We start from the raw sequence: 15,620 nt of genomic DNA, 5'->3' as shown, positions 1-15,620 counted from the left end.
TAAAAAATAATATTCAAACCTTTCCTCTTTTTATCAGGCAGCGATGCGATAACACACTTCCCTGAATGCCTCTCAGCGAATAAAAAACCATCAATTTAATCCTGATATTTTATCTGCAATACAGAGTTAATTAAGAAAATATCAGAAAAAATCCAGGAATTTCACCGCACAGGCGAAGAAAATATTCAGGGGGTAACGTTTATCATCTGACAACGTAATATCGATTTATCTGCAACGTTATTATCAGCCGGTAAATGGTTTTCAGCATTTACCGGCAGTCTGTATTAAAGAATTTCCAGCAGCTCAACTTCAAAAATCAGCGCACTGAACGGAGGGATGGAAGCGCCCGCGCCACGTTCACCGTAAGCCAGATTTTGAGGAATAGCCAGTTCCCATTTGGAACCAACCGGCATCAGTGTCAGGGCCTCAATCCAGCCGGGAATCACACCGCTGACCGGGAATTCGGCCGGTTCACCACGCTGTACGGAACTGTCAAAAACGGAACCATCGATTAACTTACCGGTGTAATGCACCCGAACGCGATCCTGGCGGGAGGGGATTGCACCATCACCTTGAGAAATCACGCTGAATTGCAGACCAGATTCAGTAGTGCTGACGCCGTCACGTTTGCTGTTCTCTTCCAGATATTTCTGTCCCTCAACGGCCATTGCCTGTTGCTGCTCGCGACGCACCGCATCGGCACGCTCATGAACTTCACGCAGTGCACGATGCACCACATCAACAGGTACTGCCGGGGAATTCCCTTCCAGTGCATCACGCAGGCCCGCTAACAGCGCTTCCGGTTGTAGCCCCTGAAGTCCCGACTCCAGCAACTGCTGACCAACCTGTAAACCAATACCGTAACTTGCTTGCGCTTCCACACTGTCAAAAGAAGGGGTAGACATGGATTTTCCTTTCATCATTGATAAAACCGAGAACGAAGCATAACAGCGCTGGCACCAGGCGTAAAATGCCATCTTCTTCAGGTGACTTTTGGCTGATAAAAAGAAACAATACCCGCATCCCCGTGGCGAGATAAACACCGCACGGACAATGCGTTATCAGCTATATTTTAATCGAGGTCAACATGGGCCATCTTGCCCGCAGGCTACGGAAAAGCCAGCCGCTTTCGCTAAAGGTTATTTTGCACCGCTTAGCCAAAAGCTCACTATTTGCGCGAGACCCGCGCCAGGAGGATGACGCCATGCCAGGTGCGCCTGTAGCAGAACGAATAGCGCAGTGGTTCCGCAGAATCTGGTTACTGCCAGATTCGGTACGCTGGATGGACCCGCTCCCTTCCTTTCATCGTCGTGGCATCATTCTCGCCGTTGTGGTGGTTTTACTGGCCTTTCTCTGGCCCTCTCCAGGCCCCGGAGCCACGACAGACTTCCCTGACCGGCGATAATCATGCAGCGACCGCCCCTACAATGCAGGCGGAACTCAGCAATCAGCAGGACACCTCCGCTCAACAGACAGCACAGCCATCAGAGAGCGCCGATGCGCAGGGCCAGTGGCACAGCTATCAGATAGCATCCGGGCAGACTCTGGCGCAGCTGTTTCGCGATCATAACTTACCGGTCAATGATGTGTTCGCCATGGCGCAGGTGGAAGGAAATGATAAACCCCTCAGTAATCTGCAAACCGGCCAGACAGTAAAAATCCGCCAGAATGCTCAGGGCATCGTTACCGGGCTGACCGTGGACAGCGCGAACGGGCAAATTCTCTTTACTCGTCAGCAGGACGGAACCTTTCTCCGCGCTCAGTAGTTGGGGCTGACAGTAACAATAAGAATGTGGAGTGTGCTGGCTGGGGGCCTTAAAAACTCATCACCAGGTCTGTGATTCATGCTGCCATAGCCTCAGCAAAGATGGCTCCCGGGGCTAAGGATTTTGCAAACAAAAACGCCGGCACAAGGCCGGCGTTTTGCTACGTAACTAAAGCCGATTAAGCTTCAGCAACGATGTTCACGATCACTTTCGCGAAGACTTCGCTGTGAACCTGGAAGTCCACTTCGTGCTCACCGGTAGTGCGCAGAACGCCGTTCGGCAGACGAACTTCGCTCTTGGCAACGTCAACGCCAGCAGCTGTTACAGCATCAGCGATGTCGCGAGTACCGATAGAACCGAACAGTTTACCTTCGTCGCCTGCTTTAGACGTGATGGTCACACTGCCCAGTGCATTGATTTTCTCAGCACGTGCGTTAGACGCTGCCAGAACGTCAGCCAGTTTGGCTTCCAGTTCGGCACGACGTGCTTCGAAAAACTCAACGTTTTTCTTGGTAGCGGGAACCGCTTTACCCTGTGGCACCAGGAAGTTGCGAGCGAAGCCCGCTTTCACGTTAACCTGGTCACCCAGGCTGCCCAGGTTTGCTACTTTATCAAGCAGAATAACTTGCATTACCTTATCCTCTTAAAGTCGTTAATGGACAGTTGCCGGTTACTGATGACGATCAGTGTACGGCAGCAGGGACAGGTAACGCGCGCGCTTGATAGCACGAGCCAGCTGACGCTGGTATTTTGCGCGAGTACCAGTGATACGGCTTGGTACAATCTTACCGCTTTCAGTGATGTAGTTTTTCAGCGTTGCGATATCTTTGTAATCGATCTCTTGAACGCCTTCCGCGGTGAAACGGCAGAACTTGCGACGACGGAAATAACGTGCCATTTGGCTAGTCTCCAGAATCTATCAATTCAATCTGCTCGGCATGCAACACGATTTTATTCAGTCCATTGCGCCCCTGATGGCTGCTAATGAATCCTGAAATAGTCAGATGCGTGCCGACCGTTATACTTTGAGTAATGGCCTGATGTGCATTGCCGCTGATCACCACCGGCATCCTGCACCAGGCTTGTCGGGTAAAACCGACTTCCACCTGCTCTGAACGGTGCTCAAGCACGAACTGGCAGTGTGGGATCCCTGACGGACTGACTTTACGCACTGGCATTTTACAGACATTGCCAGTCAGCGTCAGTCGGTTGACCGTCACGAGAAATTACTCTTCAGAATCCCCAGCATCATCATCAGAGGTTTCGTTAGCAAAATCTTCACGACGCTCACGGCGCTCATCTTTTGCTTTAACCATTGGCGATGCTTCAGTTACCGCGTGCTTAACGCGCATAACCATGCTGCGGATAACGGCGTCGTTGAAGCGGAAGTTTGTTTCCAGCTCATCGATCGCTTCCTGCGGCGCTTCAACGTTCAGCAGAACGTAATGCGCTTTGTGCAGTTTGTTGATCGGGTAAGCCAGCTGACGACGGCCCCAGTCTTCCAGGCGGTGGATCGTACCTTCAGCACCAGTGATGGTGGCTGTGTAACGCTCGATCATGCCAGGAACCTGTTCGCTTTGGTCAGGGTGAACCATAAATACGATTTCGTAATGACGCATCGAATTTGCTCCTTACGGATTATTCAGCCTCCTGTCAGGGTCAGCCGTGGCCCATGGAAGCAAGGAACGTGTATATTTGTACGGCTGAAAAATTGACGCGTAATCTTACTGATGGTGTCGGGATAACTCAAGGTAAAGTTAATGCTGAGGGAAAATTATTCGGCCATGCGACTTTTACCGCACCTGACAGGTTTTAAATCTGTCCCCTGCCGCCATGACACATCTACAGATGCTGCTGAAAGAATGCCACCAGCGCTTCAAGTGCGCCGGGGGTGATGCGGTGTCCCACCCCCGTTTCGATGAGGCAGGTAAGATTGTCGTCAAGCTGCGCCTCGCTTAAGGCATTTTGCAGCCGGAGACTCTCAGCAACCGGCACCAGTTCATCCGCCTCACCGTGCCAAATCAGTAAGGGGCGCCTGGCGATGTTTTCCAGACGGTCAGTAATATCATAATCTGCCAGCAGTGCGGTTTGTCTGGCTAACGCCCCGGCCAGTTCCGCCTCCCGTGGCGGGAACAGCGTATGACAAAGTGAGGAAAAGTATCCCGACCCCATCAGGCAGGCGCCACTGACAAAATGCGGATAACGTGCCATCGCGCCCAGCGCCGTCATTCCGCCCATGGAGCCGCCCGCCAGGGCAATCCGCTGTTGCGCAACCAGCCCTCGTTGCCGCAGCGCAGCCTCCAGAAGCGGCACCTCATCAATATTACTCCGCAGAATGTCCCAAAAATGACCGAGCCGATGCTCGTTATCGCCGTTATAACGTGCGCCATGCTGCTGAGCATCCGGTAATATCACCCGAAACCCCGCCAGTGCCAGCGCAACAGCAGCCCAGGACCAGACCTCTTTTGATGAGGTGAAACCATGAAAAAAAAGAATGGTCGGCAGAGGATGGTGACGTTGCCCGACCGGTGATGCGTGCAGGCACTCAATACCGGCAAAAGTTTCCGTTGCGATTTCGATCATATGCTCCCCTCAAAAAAGTACGTGACGTCAGACAGAATCGCCACCGGCTGACCAAAGGCCATATTTATAACCGCGCTCACAAAATTGAGTTCTAAATATTTTGACAGAATTGCCGTTAACCGTTACGTCCCCCTTTTCAGGTTGAGCAGGCCAGAATATGAAACTTTTCGCTTTTCGTCGCTGGAGTCTCGGCGTCAAACTGTCGGTCATTACCTCAGTTACCGTTGCGCTTTTGTTCCTGATATTAACCCTGGCCCTGACACAGAATTCAGCCAGACAGTTGCAGATACTGACACTGCAAAATATGGAAAACCAGGTGGATGGTATCAGTGATATGGCCTCGATGTTTAACAGCACACTGATTGAAGAGGTGACCAACTATACGGCACTTTTTCAGAGCTTTTTGCCAAAGCGTTTTTCTGTCGACGAAACACAAATCATTCCCGTGGGCAGTGAACAGACCCCGACCCTGCGGGCAGGTTTAAAAACCCTCAACCTGGACCAGGTGCTGGTGGATGATTTCCAGCAAAGAACCGGGGCAATCTCGACGATATTTGTGCGCATGGGTGATGATTTTATTCGCGTTTCCACCTCGTTACGCAAAGAGGATGGTGAGCGCGCTGTAGGTACTCGCATGGACCACAGCAGTCCGGCCTGGGATAAGATGCTTAACGGCGAGGTCTGGCGGGGTGTGACCATGCTGTTTGGCAAACGCTATATCAGTCAGTATCAGCCTGTTAAAGACGGTGAAGGTAAGGTGATTGCAGTGCTGTTTGTCGGGCTGGAAATTACCAAACAATTTGCCCTGCTGCGTGACAAAGTGATTGCCAAGAAACTGGGTGACAGCGGGCAATTCACCGTGATCAGTAATGCAGAAGGAAAAAACCGTGGACAGTTCGTGTTTCATCCAACCCAGGAAGGCAAACGGCCTGCCTGGTCTGACTCTCTGCAACAACAGCTGTTAAATCAGGCTCAGGGCACCATCGAAACCGCCGATGAAAAAGGCAAAACGCAGATTATCGCCTGGCAGCATCAGCCGGATATGCGCTGGGTGATCCTGGCTGAGATAGACAAGGCCAGCCTGCTGGCACCCATTCAGCATATTCGTAATCTGTTTTTATTAATCGGTGCCGGGCTGGTTGCGCTGTTTGCGCTCTGTTTTGTGGTTGCCACCCGCCGCTGGCTGAGTAAACCCCTGCAACAGGTGATTGAACTGGCTCGCCAGTACTCAGCGGGAAATTTGCAGGCCACCCTGGAAACCCGTCGTCACGATGAGGTGGGACAGTTGATTGTGGCAATCAACGGCATTGGCGACGGGCTGGAACGCATTGTCTCTCAGGTCCGGGAAGCGGCGCAGGAGATCAGCGGGGGCACCGATAACATCGCGCAAAGCAGTGAAAACATCAGTGAACAAATTTCCCGTCAGGCCAGCAGCGTTGAACAGACTTCGGCGGCGATGGAACAGCTGAGTGCAACGGTGGCGCAGAATGCCGCCAATGTTGCTCAAGCCATGTCTCTGGTCGCAGAAGCAGCCACGGCTGTGGAAAAAGGCGGCGAAACCGTCTCCCGTTCGGTGGTGACGATGACCGATATCAAAAACGCTTCGCAGAGCATTGCGTATATTACTCAGGTTATTGAATCCATTGCCTTTCAGACCAACATTCTGGCACTCAACGCTGCGGTGGAAGCCGCACGGGCGGGCGAGCACGGTAAAGGATTTGCGGTGGTGGCAGCAGAAGTCCGCTCGCTGGCACAGCGTAGTGCCCAGGCGGCAAAAGAGATTGATGGCCTGATTGAAAACTCACTGAGTAAAGTGGTGCTGGGGCATGATCTTTCCGGGCAGACCCGCCAGGAGATGGACAATATTGTTGGCCGCATCGAACAGGTGAAAGTGTTGATGAGTGAGATCAACATTGCGTCGAAAGAGCAGTCTGCGGGCATCGGCCAGGTCAATCAGGCAATGACTCAGATTGGTCAGGCCACCCATCAGAGCAGTGAACTGATTACGCAGTCCGAACATACCGCGCAGGAGCTGAGTCGTAAGGGGCAACATCTGGGCCAGCTGGTACGGATTTTTAGCGTAAAAGCGTAACAATCTGCCGGGATAGCGTAGACTTCAGCTATCCCATCACATTGAGACATCAGAATGCAGCGGTTACTCCTTTTACTGGCAATGCTGCTGATGAGCGGCTGTAGCCTGTTCACCGTCACATCTCAGTCACCGCCTGCCGCGACGGCGAAAGCGCAGGAGATCAATCGTGCACAAAGCCTCAATTTACGGCGGACAGGCACCATCAGCGTCAGCGTTCGGGGTTCTCCGGATGATGCGCTGCGGGCCATTGCCGATAAAGCGACGGCGGCGGGTGCGAGTTGGTATCAGGTGCAACTGGTCAGCGAAACCATCATGCCGGGCTACTGGTATTCAACGGCCATTCTTTACGCCCCTGCCGTGGTCAGTAGAAGCACGCACCACCAGAGCCTGACAGAGGACCGTCCATACCGACCTGATACCGGCGAAAGATAAGGTGAGGAGATTATTTAACCTGCCTGTATTTAAATGCATAGCGTTCAATAACATTGATCCCGGAGTCTAATAACAGAGCAAACAGGGTGAGTAACACTGTCCCGGCCAGAATCGTGTTGATATCAAAACTGCCTTCAGCCTGGAGAATTAAATATCCGATACCGCGGTAAGAGCCTAAATACTCCCCAACAACGGCACCGACAAAAGCCAGCCCGATAGCCATATGCAAACTTGAAAATACCCATGATGTAGCCGAGGGGAGGTAAATGGTCATCAACTGTTGACGCCTGTTCGCGCCCAGCATGCGGGCATTATCCAGTAGCACAGGGTTAACGTCACGGACACCGCGCCATACATTAAAAAAGACCACAAAAAACACCAGGGTGACAGAGAACGCCACTTTTGACCAGATACCCAGGCCAAACCACATAGCGAAGATGGGGGCGAGAATGACGCGCGGCAACGAGTTTAATGCTTTGATATAAGGAGAGAAAATGCCTGATAACAGCGGATTAACTCCCAGAAAAAGTCCCGCCGCCATTCCCATCAATGTGCCAATAATAAATGACAGCAGGGTTTCGCTGAGGGTGATAATCAGATGCGGATAAATTTGCGCCGGAAAATGTAATGAATAAAGAACCTGGTCTCCCCAGGCAATCTCCAGAACCCCATCACCTTCTGTAAACCATTGCCAGAGAGTCATCATCACCCGCTGAGGATCGCCAAAGAAAAACGCCAGTTGTGGATCCCGGGATGCGATCTCCCAGATGGCAAGCACACAGAAAAATACTGATAACCTGCCCAGCACAAGTGAGGTCGGTTTTATTGCGGAATTTTTATTGCTCATGTTGGGATAGATTATGTTGGTAACTTTTCAGCACTTCATCACGAAGCACGCTCCAGATATTTTTATGCAATGCAACAAACTCCGGATGAGTACGAATTTCCGTTACATCACGAGGGCGAGGCAAAGGAACTGAAAATTCACTTATTGCGCGAGTGCCCGGTCCGGCCGAAAGGACAATAACCCGATCGGCCAGAGCAATGGCTTCATCAAGATCGTGCGTGATAAAAAGTACCGCACTGCGTTTTTTTTCCCAGAGGGCCAGCAGTTCATTTTCCATTAACTGGCGAGTCTGAATATCCAGTGCAGAAAAGGGCTCATCCATCAGGATAATCTCAGGATTGAGGATCAGGGTTTGCGCCAGCGCCACACGTTTACGCATACCTCCGGATAGTTGCGCAGGATAGTAATCAGCAACCGCACTCAATCCCACACGCGTTAACCAGCATCTGCCCAGCGAATCAGATTCATTTGCCGGCATGCCACGGTAACCTAATCCCAGCACCACATTCTGCAAAACCGTCAGCCAGGGCAGTAACACTTCATCCTGAAACATATACCCTGCGTGCGAATTAATACCCTTCAAGGGTTTATCAAATACCGTTATCTGACCAGAAGAAGGGGCGAGCAAACCGGCACAAAGCTTCAACAGCGTGGATTTGCCACACCCTGTTGGCCCAACCACAGAGACAAACTCACCTGCTGCAATCTTCAGGTGAGTTTCTGCCAGTATCATTCTTTCTGCCGGTGAGCGAGGCTGACCATAACTGTATGAAACGGCATGTAATTGAAGTGCCGTCCCACTGCGATGATCATTTTCGTTCATTGCACTGTGCTCCACTCACGTAACGATTAGTCCATGTCCGTGACAGATCGATATGCTCAGCCTGAACAGAGGGATCGAAGCCAGAAAGTGCATGCAATGCTGTTTTAGTTGCTACCGGAGAGAACAGACCATCCCGCGAAATAGCAGGACGTATATGGGTAAACGCCATTTTATACAGCTCCGCATCCCCAAGAAGATAACTTTCAGGCACCGTTGCCGCCACCTCGTCAGGCGAAGCGGTATTCAGCCAGCATAAGGCTTTCAACATCGCGGATGTTAATGCCTGAATCGTTGCCGGATTATTCTTCAGAAATGACTCTCTGGCGTAGAGCGAACCGGCGGGCACTGGCCCACCAAAAATGGCCTCTGTGCCTGCTATTGTCCGGGTATCAGCGATAAGAGTAATGTCATGACTTTTCTCCAGCAGAGAGATAACGGGTTCGGTATTGGCGATGGCATCGATACGTCCGGAACGTAAAGCATCTACAGCACCCGCACTGGTGCCAACACCAATAAAGGAAACATCAGCTGGTTTCAGCCCCGCCTGAGCAAGAACCAGATTTGCCACCATATTAGTGGAGGATCCCGGGGCGCTAATCCCGATTTTCTTTCCTTTCAGATCGCTAATCTGACGGTAATTCGGCATGGTTTTCCGCGATACCGCCACCACAATTTGCGGTGCCTGGCCGGTCATGATAAACGCGGTGATGTATTGATTTTTACTTTGTAAGGTAATGGTGTGTTCATAAGCACCACTTACCACATCAGCACTTCCGCCAATCAGTGCCTGTAGCGCTTTCCCACCGCCAGCAAAGTCTGCAATATCAACCTGTAAACCCGCCTCTTTGAAATAACCTTTCCGCTCAGCAATCGTCAGCGGCAGGTTGTATAAAACGCTTTTTCCACCGACGGCAATAGTGAGCCGTGGCTTTTCCAGCGGCACAGGAGAAGATACGGCCTGAAGACTGAGCAGCAATAAACCCGCCAGAATCCCCTTCAGCATAAATTTCATAGCTGTTTCCCTTATCTGCTAATGACACGACATAATTCAGCTAAGTAATTTATTGGTTAACCATCTGGTAATCAATAAGAATTGCTTCTGATAATTTACTGTTGACGCGCTCAGTCATGGCGAGGCCACCGATTTTCACTTACGGATTATTTCGACTTTGCAACCAGCTATCTTATTGAATAGTTGATATTTAACTGTGAGCCACACTATGAATGCCGGCAATATTTACCGGCAGGCGGCATGGAGGGAATAGTGTCTGTTTCTGTTAATAATTTCCGATATCAATTAAAGACCGGCCAGCTGACAGCCGCCGGTCCGTCGTCTCAGGCTTTGCGCTGGCGTACTGCCTCGAACAGGCAGATACCGGTAGCAACGGAGACATTCAGCGAGGAGACACTCCCCGCCATCGGAATGCTGATCAGCTCATCGCAGTGTTCACGCGTCAGACGCCGCATCCCCTCACCTTCCGCCCCCATCACCAGTGCCATCGGGCCGGTCATTTTGCTTTGATAAACATCGTGATCGGCCTCGCCCGCTGTACCGACTATCCAGATATTCGCTTTCTGCAACAGCCGCATGGTGCGGGCCAGATTAGTGACGCGGATCAACGGTACATGCTCGGCTGCGCCGCTGGCCACTTTCTTCGCCGTGGCATTTAACTGGGCTGAGCGGTCGCGCGGCACAATAACAGCATGAACGCCTGCCGCATCGGCGCTGCGCAGGCAGGCACCGAGGTTATGTGGGTCGGTGATGCCATCCAGAATCAGCAGGAACGGGGTGTCCAGACTCGCCAGCAGGTCAGGAAGATCGTTCTCCTGATACTGGCGTCCGGCCTTCACCTTCGCAACGATACCCTGATGTACACCGCCTTCCACCTGATTATCCAGCCACTGGCGGCTGGCCAGTTGGATAACAATGCCCTGGGCTTCCAGCGCCTTTATCAACGGCTGCAAACGTCGGTCGTCACGGCCTTTAAGAATAAACACTTCCTGGAAACGCTGTGGATCGCTGTCAAGCAGCGCCTGCACGGCATGAAGTCCAAAAACAATTTCACTCATTAATCACTACTCACCCAATAATTTTGATGCATCAGGCGGAATAAGTTACGCCCCAGACACGTTCTCCAGCCCCGGCGGGCGCGTAATCACTGCTCTTCAGAACGCACCTGAGATCAGGCCGTTGTGTCAGACTTTTTAGCTGCGCGCTTTGAGCGCGTCGCGGCGGCGATTTTACGGCTTTTGTCCGACGGTTTTTTGGCTTTTTTCTCTTTTTTCGCGCCGTTACTCTGCTGTTCTTTAGCGGAACGAAAGGCACTGTCCGGCTCAAAGTTGGCTTTTTTACTCTGGTTGCGGCGACGTTTACCCTGATACTGCCCGCTATCCTTTTTGGCCCGTTCGCGCTCGGTCTTACCTTCTCCACGAGGCTTCCGGGAGCTTGATATCAATGCGAAATCGATTTTGCGTTCATCCATGTGCACCGCATCGACCCGCACTTCTACTGTGTCGCCAAGTCGGTATGTTCTGCCACCCGACTCGCCAATCAGCCGCTGCCCCACCGCATCAAAGCGATAGTAGTCATTATCAAGGGTGGACACATGCACCAGACCATCAATAAACAGATCGGTCAGACGAACAAAGAAGCCAAACCCGGTTACGCTGGAGATGACCCCGGTGAAGGTTTCTCCTACCTGGTCCTGCATAAAATCACACTTCAGCCAGTCAGCCACATCGCGGGTGGCCTCATCAGCCCGGCGTTCGGTCATTGAGCAGTGCTGACCAAATTGCAACATCTGCTGTAAATCATAATGAACGCCGCCGGTTGGCGTGGTATTCCCTTCAAAAGCGCCTTTCTCTTTGGCCAGCAGATACTTGATTGCCCGATGCAACAGCAGGTCAGGATAGCGGCGGATAGGCGAGGTAAAGTGCGCGTAGGAAGCCAGCGCCAGACCAAAGTGCCCACGGTTTTCCGGATCGTACACCGCCTGTTTCATTGACCGCAGCAGCATGGTTTGCAGCATTTCAGCGTCAGGACGGCTGGCGATCTGCGTCAGCAGTTCAGCATAATCCAACGGATGGGGTTTGTTTCCCCCTCCCAACGTCAGCCCCAGTTCATTCAGCACCGAACGGAAACTGCGGATGTTTTCTTCACTGGGGCGGTCATGATCGCGGAACAATGCAGGTTCATTATTCTTCTCAACGTAGCGGGCTGAGGCGATGTTAGCCAGGATCATGCACTCTTCGATCAGCTTGTGCGCATCATTGCGGGAAACCTGCTCGACACGTTCGATTCGGCGGTCAGCGTTAAAGATAAATTTGGCTTCGTCGGTTTCAAACGAAATGCCGCCGCGCTGCTCACGGGCTTTTTCCAGCACCAGGTACATGCGGTGTAGCTCTTCCAGGTCTTTCACCAGTGGCTGATACTGCTTACGCAGCGGTTGATCGCCCTGAAGAATGCTCCAGACTTTGTTATAGGTCAGACGCGCCCAGGAGTTCATCACCGCTTCGTAATGCTTGTACCCCGTCAACTTACCGGTGGCGGAGATGGTCATCTCACAGACCATGCACAAACGATCAACCTGTGGGTTGAGTGAACACAAGCCGTTGGACAATACTTCAGGCAGCATCGGCACTACCTGTGACGGGAAATAAACCGAGGTTCCCCGGTTCACCGCCTCATCGTCCAGTGGCGTGCCGGGACGAACATAGTAGCTGACATCAGCGATAGCCACCCAAAGACGCCAGCCACCCCCACGTTTTCTTTCACAGAATACGGCATCATCAAAATCACGGGCATCTTCGCCATCAATGGTCACCAGCGGCAGATCGCGCAGATCGACCCGCCCGGCTTTGGCTTTTTCCGGTACTTCTTCTTTCAGACCGGCAATCTGATTTTGCAACTCTTCCGGCCAGGCGTGAGGAATATCATGGGTGCGCAACGCCATTTCGACGGCCATCCCGGTGCCCATATTGTCACCCAGCACTTCCACCACTTTACCGACCGCTTTGCTGCGGCGGGTTGGCCGCTGCATCAGCTCCACCACCACCACAAACCCCATCCGGGCACCTTTCAGCTCCTCCTGGGGGATCAAAATATCAAAGCTCAGGCGGCTGTCATCGGGCACCACAAAACCGACGCCCGCTTCGGTAAAGTAACGTCCGACAATCTGGTTGTTACGCGGTTCAAGCACACGCACCACGCGCGCTTCGCGGCGACCTTTACGATCGGCACCCATTGCCTGCGCAAGGATCACGTCACCGTGCATACACATTTTCATCTGCTCGGCGGAGAGGTACAGATCGTCTTTGCTGCCCTCAATACGCAAAAAGCCGAAACCATCGCGATGGCCGATAACTTTGCCACGTAAAAGGTCCAGACGTTCAGGCAGGGCATAGCACTGGCGGCGGGTAAATACCAGCTGTCCGTCACGTTCCATAGCCCGCAGGCGTCGACGCAGCGCTTCAGTCTGCTCTTCACCGGAAATGGACAGCTCAATGGCCAGATCTTCACGGCTGGCCGGTTTTTCGCGTTTATCTAAATGAGCGAGGATAAATTCGCGACTGGGAATGGGATTTTCATATTTTTCTGCTTCCCGTTCCTGAAAAGGATCTTTTGACATAGCGGTTCCTCCGTTGTCATCGATAGCGGATTGAAGGCGCTTCAATCTGCAATAATTGGTAAAGCGGATAATTTTCAGCCACCAAATCGGCCAGCGTGTAATTATCCAGAACGGCGAGAAAACTCTGCACCGCTTCCTGCAAAGCCTTCTTCAGACGACAGGCGGACGTTATATGGCAAAAATCACTGTGGCAGTGGATCAGTTGCAGAGGTTCCAGATTACGTACCACCTGACCGATGACAATTTCACTGGCAGGTTTGCCCAACCGGATCCCCCCCTTTTTTCCCCGCACCGTCGCCACATAACCTGTCCGACTAAGCTGATTAATAATTTTGACCATATGATGACGTGACACGCCATAAGCAGCCGTCACCTCGGTAATGCTGGTCATTTTACCATCGGGGAGAGCAGCGAGAAAAATCAACGCACGCAGACCATAATCAGTGAAACTTGTTAGCTGCACAGTTACCTCAAAAGGCCGATCGTCAACAGGTCGGACACGGTCATAATCCGCTCAAAAATGAGTATGTTATAAATGATGATAAACCAGCCTGCTGATTCGAGGTCATTTTATTTAAGCAAGGGGCAAGAAAGTGAGTCTGGGCAGGAACATCTTCAGAAGATAAGGCCGGAAAATATCCGGCCTCAGAGAACGCATCAGGCATCAAAGGGATCACGCAGGATCATCGTTTCACTGCGGTCCGGGCCGGTGGAGATAATATCCACGGGCACGCCGGTAACTTCCTCAACACGTTTGATATAATCAAGCGCGGCCTGCGGCAGACCGTCACGGGTTTTCACACCGAAGGTGTTTTCACTCCAGCCGGGCAGGGTTTCGTACACCGGCTCAATACCTTCCCAGCCTTCTGCTGCCAGCGGAGTAGTCGTGACTTCGCGACCATCCGGCATGCGGTAGGCTACGCAAATTTTCACTTCTTTCAGGCCATCCAGCACGTCCAGCTTGGTCATACAGAAACCAGAAAGGGAGTTAATCTGCACAGCGCGACGCACGGCTACTGCATCCAGCCAGCCTGTACGGCGACGGCGGCCCGTGGTGGCCCCAAACTCATTCCCCTTCGCACAGAGAAATTCTCCGGTTTCATCAAACAGCTCTGTGGGGAACGGACCCGCACCGACGCGAGTGGAATAGGCTTTCACAATGCCCAGCACGTAGTCAACATAGCGAGGACCAATGCCAGAACCCGTTGCCACACCACCTGCGGTAGTATTAGATGAAGTCACGTAAGGATAGGTGCCGTGATCAATATCCAGCAGCGTACCTTGTGCGCCTTCAAACATGATCAGGTCGCCGTTTTTACGGGCATTGTCCAGCAGTTCAGAAACGTCAACCACCATGCCGGTCAGGATATCAGCAACCGCCATCATATCCGCCAGCACTTTGTCGTAATCAACCGCTTCTTCTTTGTAGTAATGAACTAACTGGAAGTTATGGTATTCCATCACTTCTTTCAGCTTGGCGGCGAAATTGTCTTTATTAAACAGATCGCCAACGCGCAGGCCACGACGAGCGACTTTATCTTCATAAGCCGGTCCAATACCACGCCCCGTGGTGCCAATCGCTTTAGCACCCCTGGCTTTTTCACGTGCCACATCCAGCGCCACGTGATATTCCAGAATCAGCGGGCAGGCCTCAGAGATAAACAGACGCTCGCGTACAGGGAAACCACGATCTTCCAGGCCTTTCATCTCTTTCATTAACGCGGCAGGAGAAAGCACCACACCGTTGCCGATGATGCTGGTGACGTTTTCACGCAGAATGCCAGAGGGAATTAAGTGGAGGACGGTTTTCTCACCGTTGATGACTAGCGTATGGCCAGCGTTATGGCCACCCTGATAGCGTACTACATACTTCGCACGTTCCGTCAGGAGGTCAACTATCTTACCTTTACCTTCGTCACCCCATTGGGTGCCCAGTACGACAACGTTCTTACCCATTTGTCAAAATCACCGATTGCTTAAAAATGGATTCTACCATCGTAAAAAACGTCTTTCAGCTGTTTTAGCATACGATTGCGTACTTTTTTACCGGTCGTCGGCCACACAATTATCTGCTCAGCTACCACCGTGACGCACGCTAACCATGTAGTAGATGACAGCACCTGCTACCACCAGTCCACCCCCAAAGCGACGCAGAAGCGCATCCGGTAACTGCGCCATTGAGAGAATCATTCGCCGCCAGATCCGTGGAGATAACAGCGGCCCAAGGCCTTCCAAAACCAGCACCAGGGCCAGCGCCATCAGAATAGTTGTGTTCATTGTGCATTCAGGGTCTGGTAAAAAGAGCCGTAGTATGCCACGGCTTTTCAGCGTTCTGCCGGAAAAATGAAAGAATTATTCACCCGCTGACTGCTTTAATATCGCACCGTTGTCCTGTACTGGCAGATCGCCGGGGCATCGCTTACCCGCCGGATGTCAGACCCTCCACAAG

17 protein-coding genes are annotated in these 15,620 nt (G+C 52.1%); 3 read left to right on the top strand and 14 right to left on the bottom strand.

Annotation, left to right across the window (positions count from 1 at the left end; translation table 11 throughout):
- Positions 1–284: 284 nt before the first annotated feature.
- Entirely contained in the window at positions 285–905 is a 621-nt protein-coding gene (bamJ, locus tag AC3RPL_RS25045; protein ID WP_490741954.1) for a BamJ family beta-barrel-assembly machinery protein, read from the bottom strand.
- 363 nt (positions 906–1,268) lie between these two features.
- Here bamJ and AC3RPL_RS25040 point away from each other — a divergent pair, with 363 nt between their 5' ends.
- Positions 1,269–1,766 carry a LysM-like peptidoglycan-binding domain-containing protein gene (locus AC3RPL_RS25040; protein ID WP_490742134.1) on the top strand — a complete coding sequence of 166 codons (498 nt, stop codon included), beginning with the start codon at positions 1,269–1,271 and terminating at the stop codon, positions 1,764–1,766.
- Positions 1,767–1,944: 178 nt separating this feature from the next.
- On the opposite strand, the gene rplI is transcribed toward AC3RPL_RS25040, so the two are convergent.
- The 5 genes from rplI to yjfP all read right to left on the bottom strand — a co-directional run bounded on the left by rplI (position 1,945) and on the right by yjfP (position 4,349).
- Positions 1,945–2,397, bottom strand: coding sequence for a 50S ribosomal protein L9 (gene rplI, locus AC3RPL_RS25035; protein WP_034939869.1), 453 nt, complete (start codon positions 2,395–2,397; stop codon positions 1,945–1,947).
- Positions 2,398–2,436: 39 nt separating this feature from the next.
- A complete protein-coding gene (gene rpsR / locus AC3RPL_RS25030) occupies positions 2,437–2,664 on the bottom strand; it encodes a 30S ribosomal protein S18 (protein ID WP_000135199.1) in 228 nt (75 codons plus the stop codon).
- A gap of 4 nt (positions 2,665–2,668) precedes the next feature.
- Positions 2,669–2,986 carry a primosomal replication protein N gene (priB, locus tag AC3RPL_RS25025; protein WP_490741953.1) on the bottom strand — a complete coding sequence of 106 codons (318 nt, stop codon included), beginning with the start codon at positions 2,984–2,986 and terminating at the stop codon, positions 2,669–2,671.
- 6 nt (positions 2,987–2,992) lie between these two features.
- The gene (rpsF, locus tag AC3RPL_RS25020; RefSeq protein WP_034939877.1) at positions 2,993–3,385 is read right to left on the bottom strand and encodes a 30S ribosomal protein S6; all 393 of its coding nucleotides are present in this window, start codon (positions 3,383–3,385) and stop codon (positions 2,993–2,995) included.
- A gap of 223 nt (positions 3,386–3,608) precedes the next feature.
- The gene (gene yjfP / locus AC3RPL_RS25015; RefSeq protein ID WP_490741952.1) at positions 3,609–4,349 is read right to left on the bottom strand and encodes an esterase; all 741 of its coding nucleotides are present in this window, start codon (positions 4,347–4,349) and stop codon (positions 3,609–3,611) included.
- A 157-nt stretch (positions 4,350–4,506) separates the two neighbouring features.
- On the opposite strand from yjfP, the gene AC3RPL_RS25010 reads away from it, so the two are divergent.
- Together AC3RPL_RS25010 and bsmA are read left to right on the top strand one after the other, a co-directional pair.
- The gene (locus tag AC3RPL_RS25010; RefSeq protein ID WP_490741951.1) at positions 4,507–6,441 is read left to right on the top strand and encodes a methyl-accepting chemotaxis protein; all 1,935 of its coding nucleotides are present in this window, start codon (positions 4,507–4,509) and stop codon (positions 6,439–6,441) included.
- A gap of 54 nt (positions 6,442–6,495) precedes the next feature.
- Positions 6,496–6,873 carry a biofilm peroxide resistance protein BsmA gene (gene bsmA, locus AC3RPL_RS25005; protein ID WP_490741950.1) on the top strand — a complete coding sequence of 126 codons (378 nt, stop codon included), beginning with the start codon at positions 6,496–6,498 and terminating at the stop codon, positions 6,871–6,873.
- Positions 6,874–6,883: 10 nt separating this feature from the next.
- Here bsmA and AC3RPL_RS25000 read toward each other — a convergent pair whose 3' ends face one another.
- The 8 genes from AC3RPL_RS25000 to AC3RPL_RS24965 form a co-directional block, all read right to left on the bottom strand.
- Positions 6,884–7,651, bottom strand: coding sequence for an ABC transporter permease (locus AC3RPL_RS25000; protein WP_261653521.1), 768 nt, complete (start codon positions 7,649–7,651; stop codon positions 6,884–6,886).
- Between the two features lie 58 nt (positions 7,652–7,709).
- A complete protein-coding gene (locus AC3RPL_RS24995; RefSeq protein ID WP_490741949.1) occupies positions 7,710–8,543 on the bottom strand; it encodes an ABC transporter ATP-binding protein in 834 nt (277 codons plus the stop codon).
- Entirely contained in the window at positions 8,530–9,555 is a 1,026-nt protein-coding gene (locus AC3RPL_RS24990) for an ABC transporter substrate-binding protein (RefSeq protein ID WP_490741948.1), read from the bottom strand. The genes AC3RPL_RS24995 and AC3RPL_RS24990 overlap by 14 nt, the downstream gene beginning before the upstream one ends.
- A gap of 323 nt (positions 9,556–9,878) precedes the next feature.
- The gene (gene rlmB / locus AC3RPL_RS24985) at positions 9,879–10,613 is read right to left on the bottom strand and encodes a 23S rRNA (guanosine(2251)-2'-O)-methyltransferase RlmB (RefSeq protein ID WP_490741947.1); all 735 of its coding nucleotides are present in this window, start codon (positions 10,611–10,613) and stop codon (positions 9,879–9,881) included.
- A 113-nt stretch (positions 10,614–10,726) separates the two neighbouring features.
- Positions 10,727–13,171 carry a ribonuclease R gene (gene rnr / locus AC3RPL_RS24980; protein ID WP_490741946.1) on the bottom strand — a complete coding sequence of 815 codons (2,445 nt, stop codon included), beginning with the start codon at positions 13,169–13,171 and terminating at the stop codon, positions 10,727–10,729.
- 16 nt (positions 13,172–13,187) lie between these two features.
- Positions 13,188–13,634, bottom strand: a complete 447-nt coding sequence (gene nsrR / locus AC3RPL_RS24975) for a nitric oxide-sensing transcriptional repressor NsrR (RefSeq protein ID WP_490741945.1) — start codon at positions 13,632–13,634, stop codon at positions 13,188–13,190.
- A gap of 194 nt (positions 13,635–13,828) precedes the next feature.
- Positions 13,829–15,127, bottom strand: coding sequence for an adenylosuccinate synthase (locus tag AC3RPL_RS24970; RefSeq protein ID WP_490741944.1), 1,299 nt, complete (start codon positions 15,125–15,127; stop codon positions 13,829–13,831).
- Between the two features lie 117 nt (positions 15,128–15,244).
- Positions 15,245–15,448 carry a DUF2065 domain-containing protein gene (locus AC3RPL_RS24965; protein WP_034939900.1) on the bottom strand — a complete coding sequence of 68 codons (204 nt, stop codon included), beginning with the start codon at positions 15,446–15,448 and terminating at the stop codon, positions 15,245–15,247.
- Positions 15,449–15,620 lie beyond the last annotated feature (172 nt).

It is taken from the genome of Erwinia papayae (assembly GCF_058241465.1).
Note: the sequence above shows the minus strand (reverse complement) of the source record. Positions and strands in the feature narration are given on the sequence as shown.

Bases quoted from the DNA above. Each gene is read 5' to 3' on its own strand.
- bamJ (WP_490741954.1), bottom strand. From the start codon at position 905: ATGTCTACCCCTTCTTTTGACAGTGTGGAAGCGCAAGCAAGTTACGGT.
- rplI (WP_034939869.1), bottom strand. From the start codon at position 2,397: ATGCAAGTTATTCTGCTTGATAAAGTAGCAAACCTGGGCAGCCTGGGT.
- rpsR (WP_000135199.1), bottom strand. From the start codon at position 2,664: ATGGCACGTTATTTCCGTCGTCGCAAGTTCTGCCGTTTCACCGCGGAA.
- rpsF (WP_034939877.1), bottom strand. From the start codon at position 3,385: ATGCGTCATTACGAAATCGTATTTATGGTTCACCCTGACCAAAGCGAA.
- yjfP (WP_490741952.1), bottom strand. From the start codon at position 4,349: ATGATCGAAATCGCAACGGAAACTTTTGCCGGTATTGAGTGCCTGCAC.
- AC3RPL_RS25010 (WP_490741951.1), top strand. From the start codon at position 4,507: ATGAAACTTTTCGCTTTTCGTCGCTGGAGTCTCGGCGTCAAACTGTCG.
- bsmA (WP_490741950.1), top strand. From the start codon at position 6,496: ATGCAGCGGTTACTCCTTTTACTGGCAATGCTGCTGATGAGCGGCTGT.
- AC3RPL_RS24995 (WP_490741949.1), bottom strand. From the start codon at position 8,543: ATGAACGAAAATGATCATCGCAGTGGGACGGCACTTCAATTACATGCC.
- AC3RPL_RS24990 (WP_490741948.1), bottom strand. From the start codon at position 9,555: ATGAAATTTATGCTGAAGGGGATTCTGGCGGGTTTATTGCTGCTCAGT.
- rlmB (WP_490741947.1), bottom strand. From the start codon at position 10,613: ATGAGTGAAATTGTTTTTGGACTTCATGCCGTGCAGGCGCTGCTTGAC.
- rnr (WP_490741946.1), bottom strand. From the start codon at position 13,171: ATGTCAAAAGATCCTTTTCAGGAACGGGAAGCAGAAAAATATGAAAAT.
- AC3RPL_RS24970 (WP_490741944.1), bottom strand. From the start codon at position 15,127: ATGGGTAAGAACGTTGTCGTACTGGGCACCCAATGGGGTGACGAAGGT.
- AC3RPL_RS24965 (WP_034939900.1), bottom strand. From the start codon at position 15,448: ATGAACACAACTATTCTGATGGCGCTGGCCCTGGTGCTGGTTTTGGAA.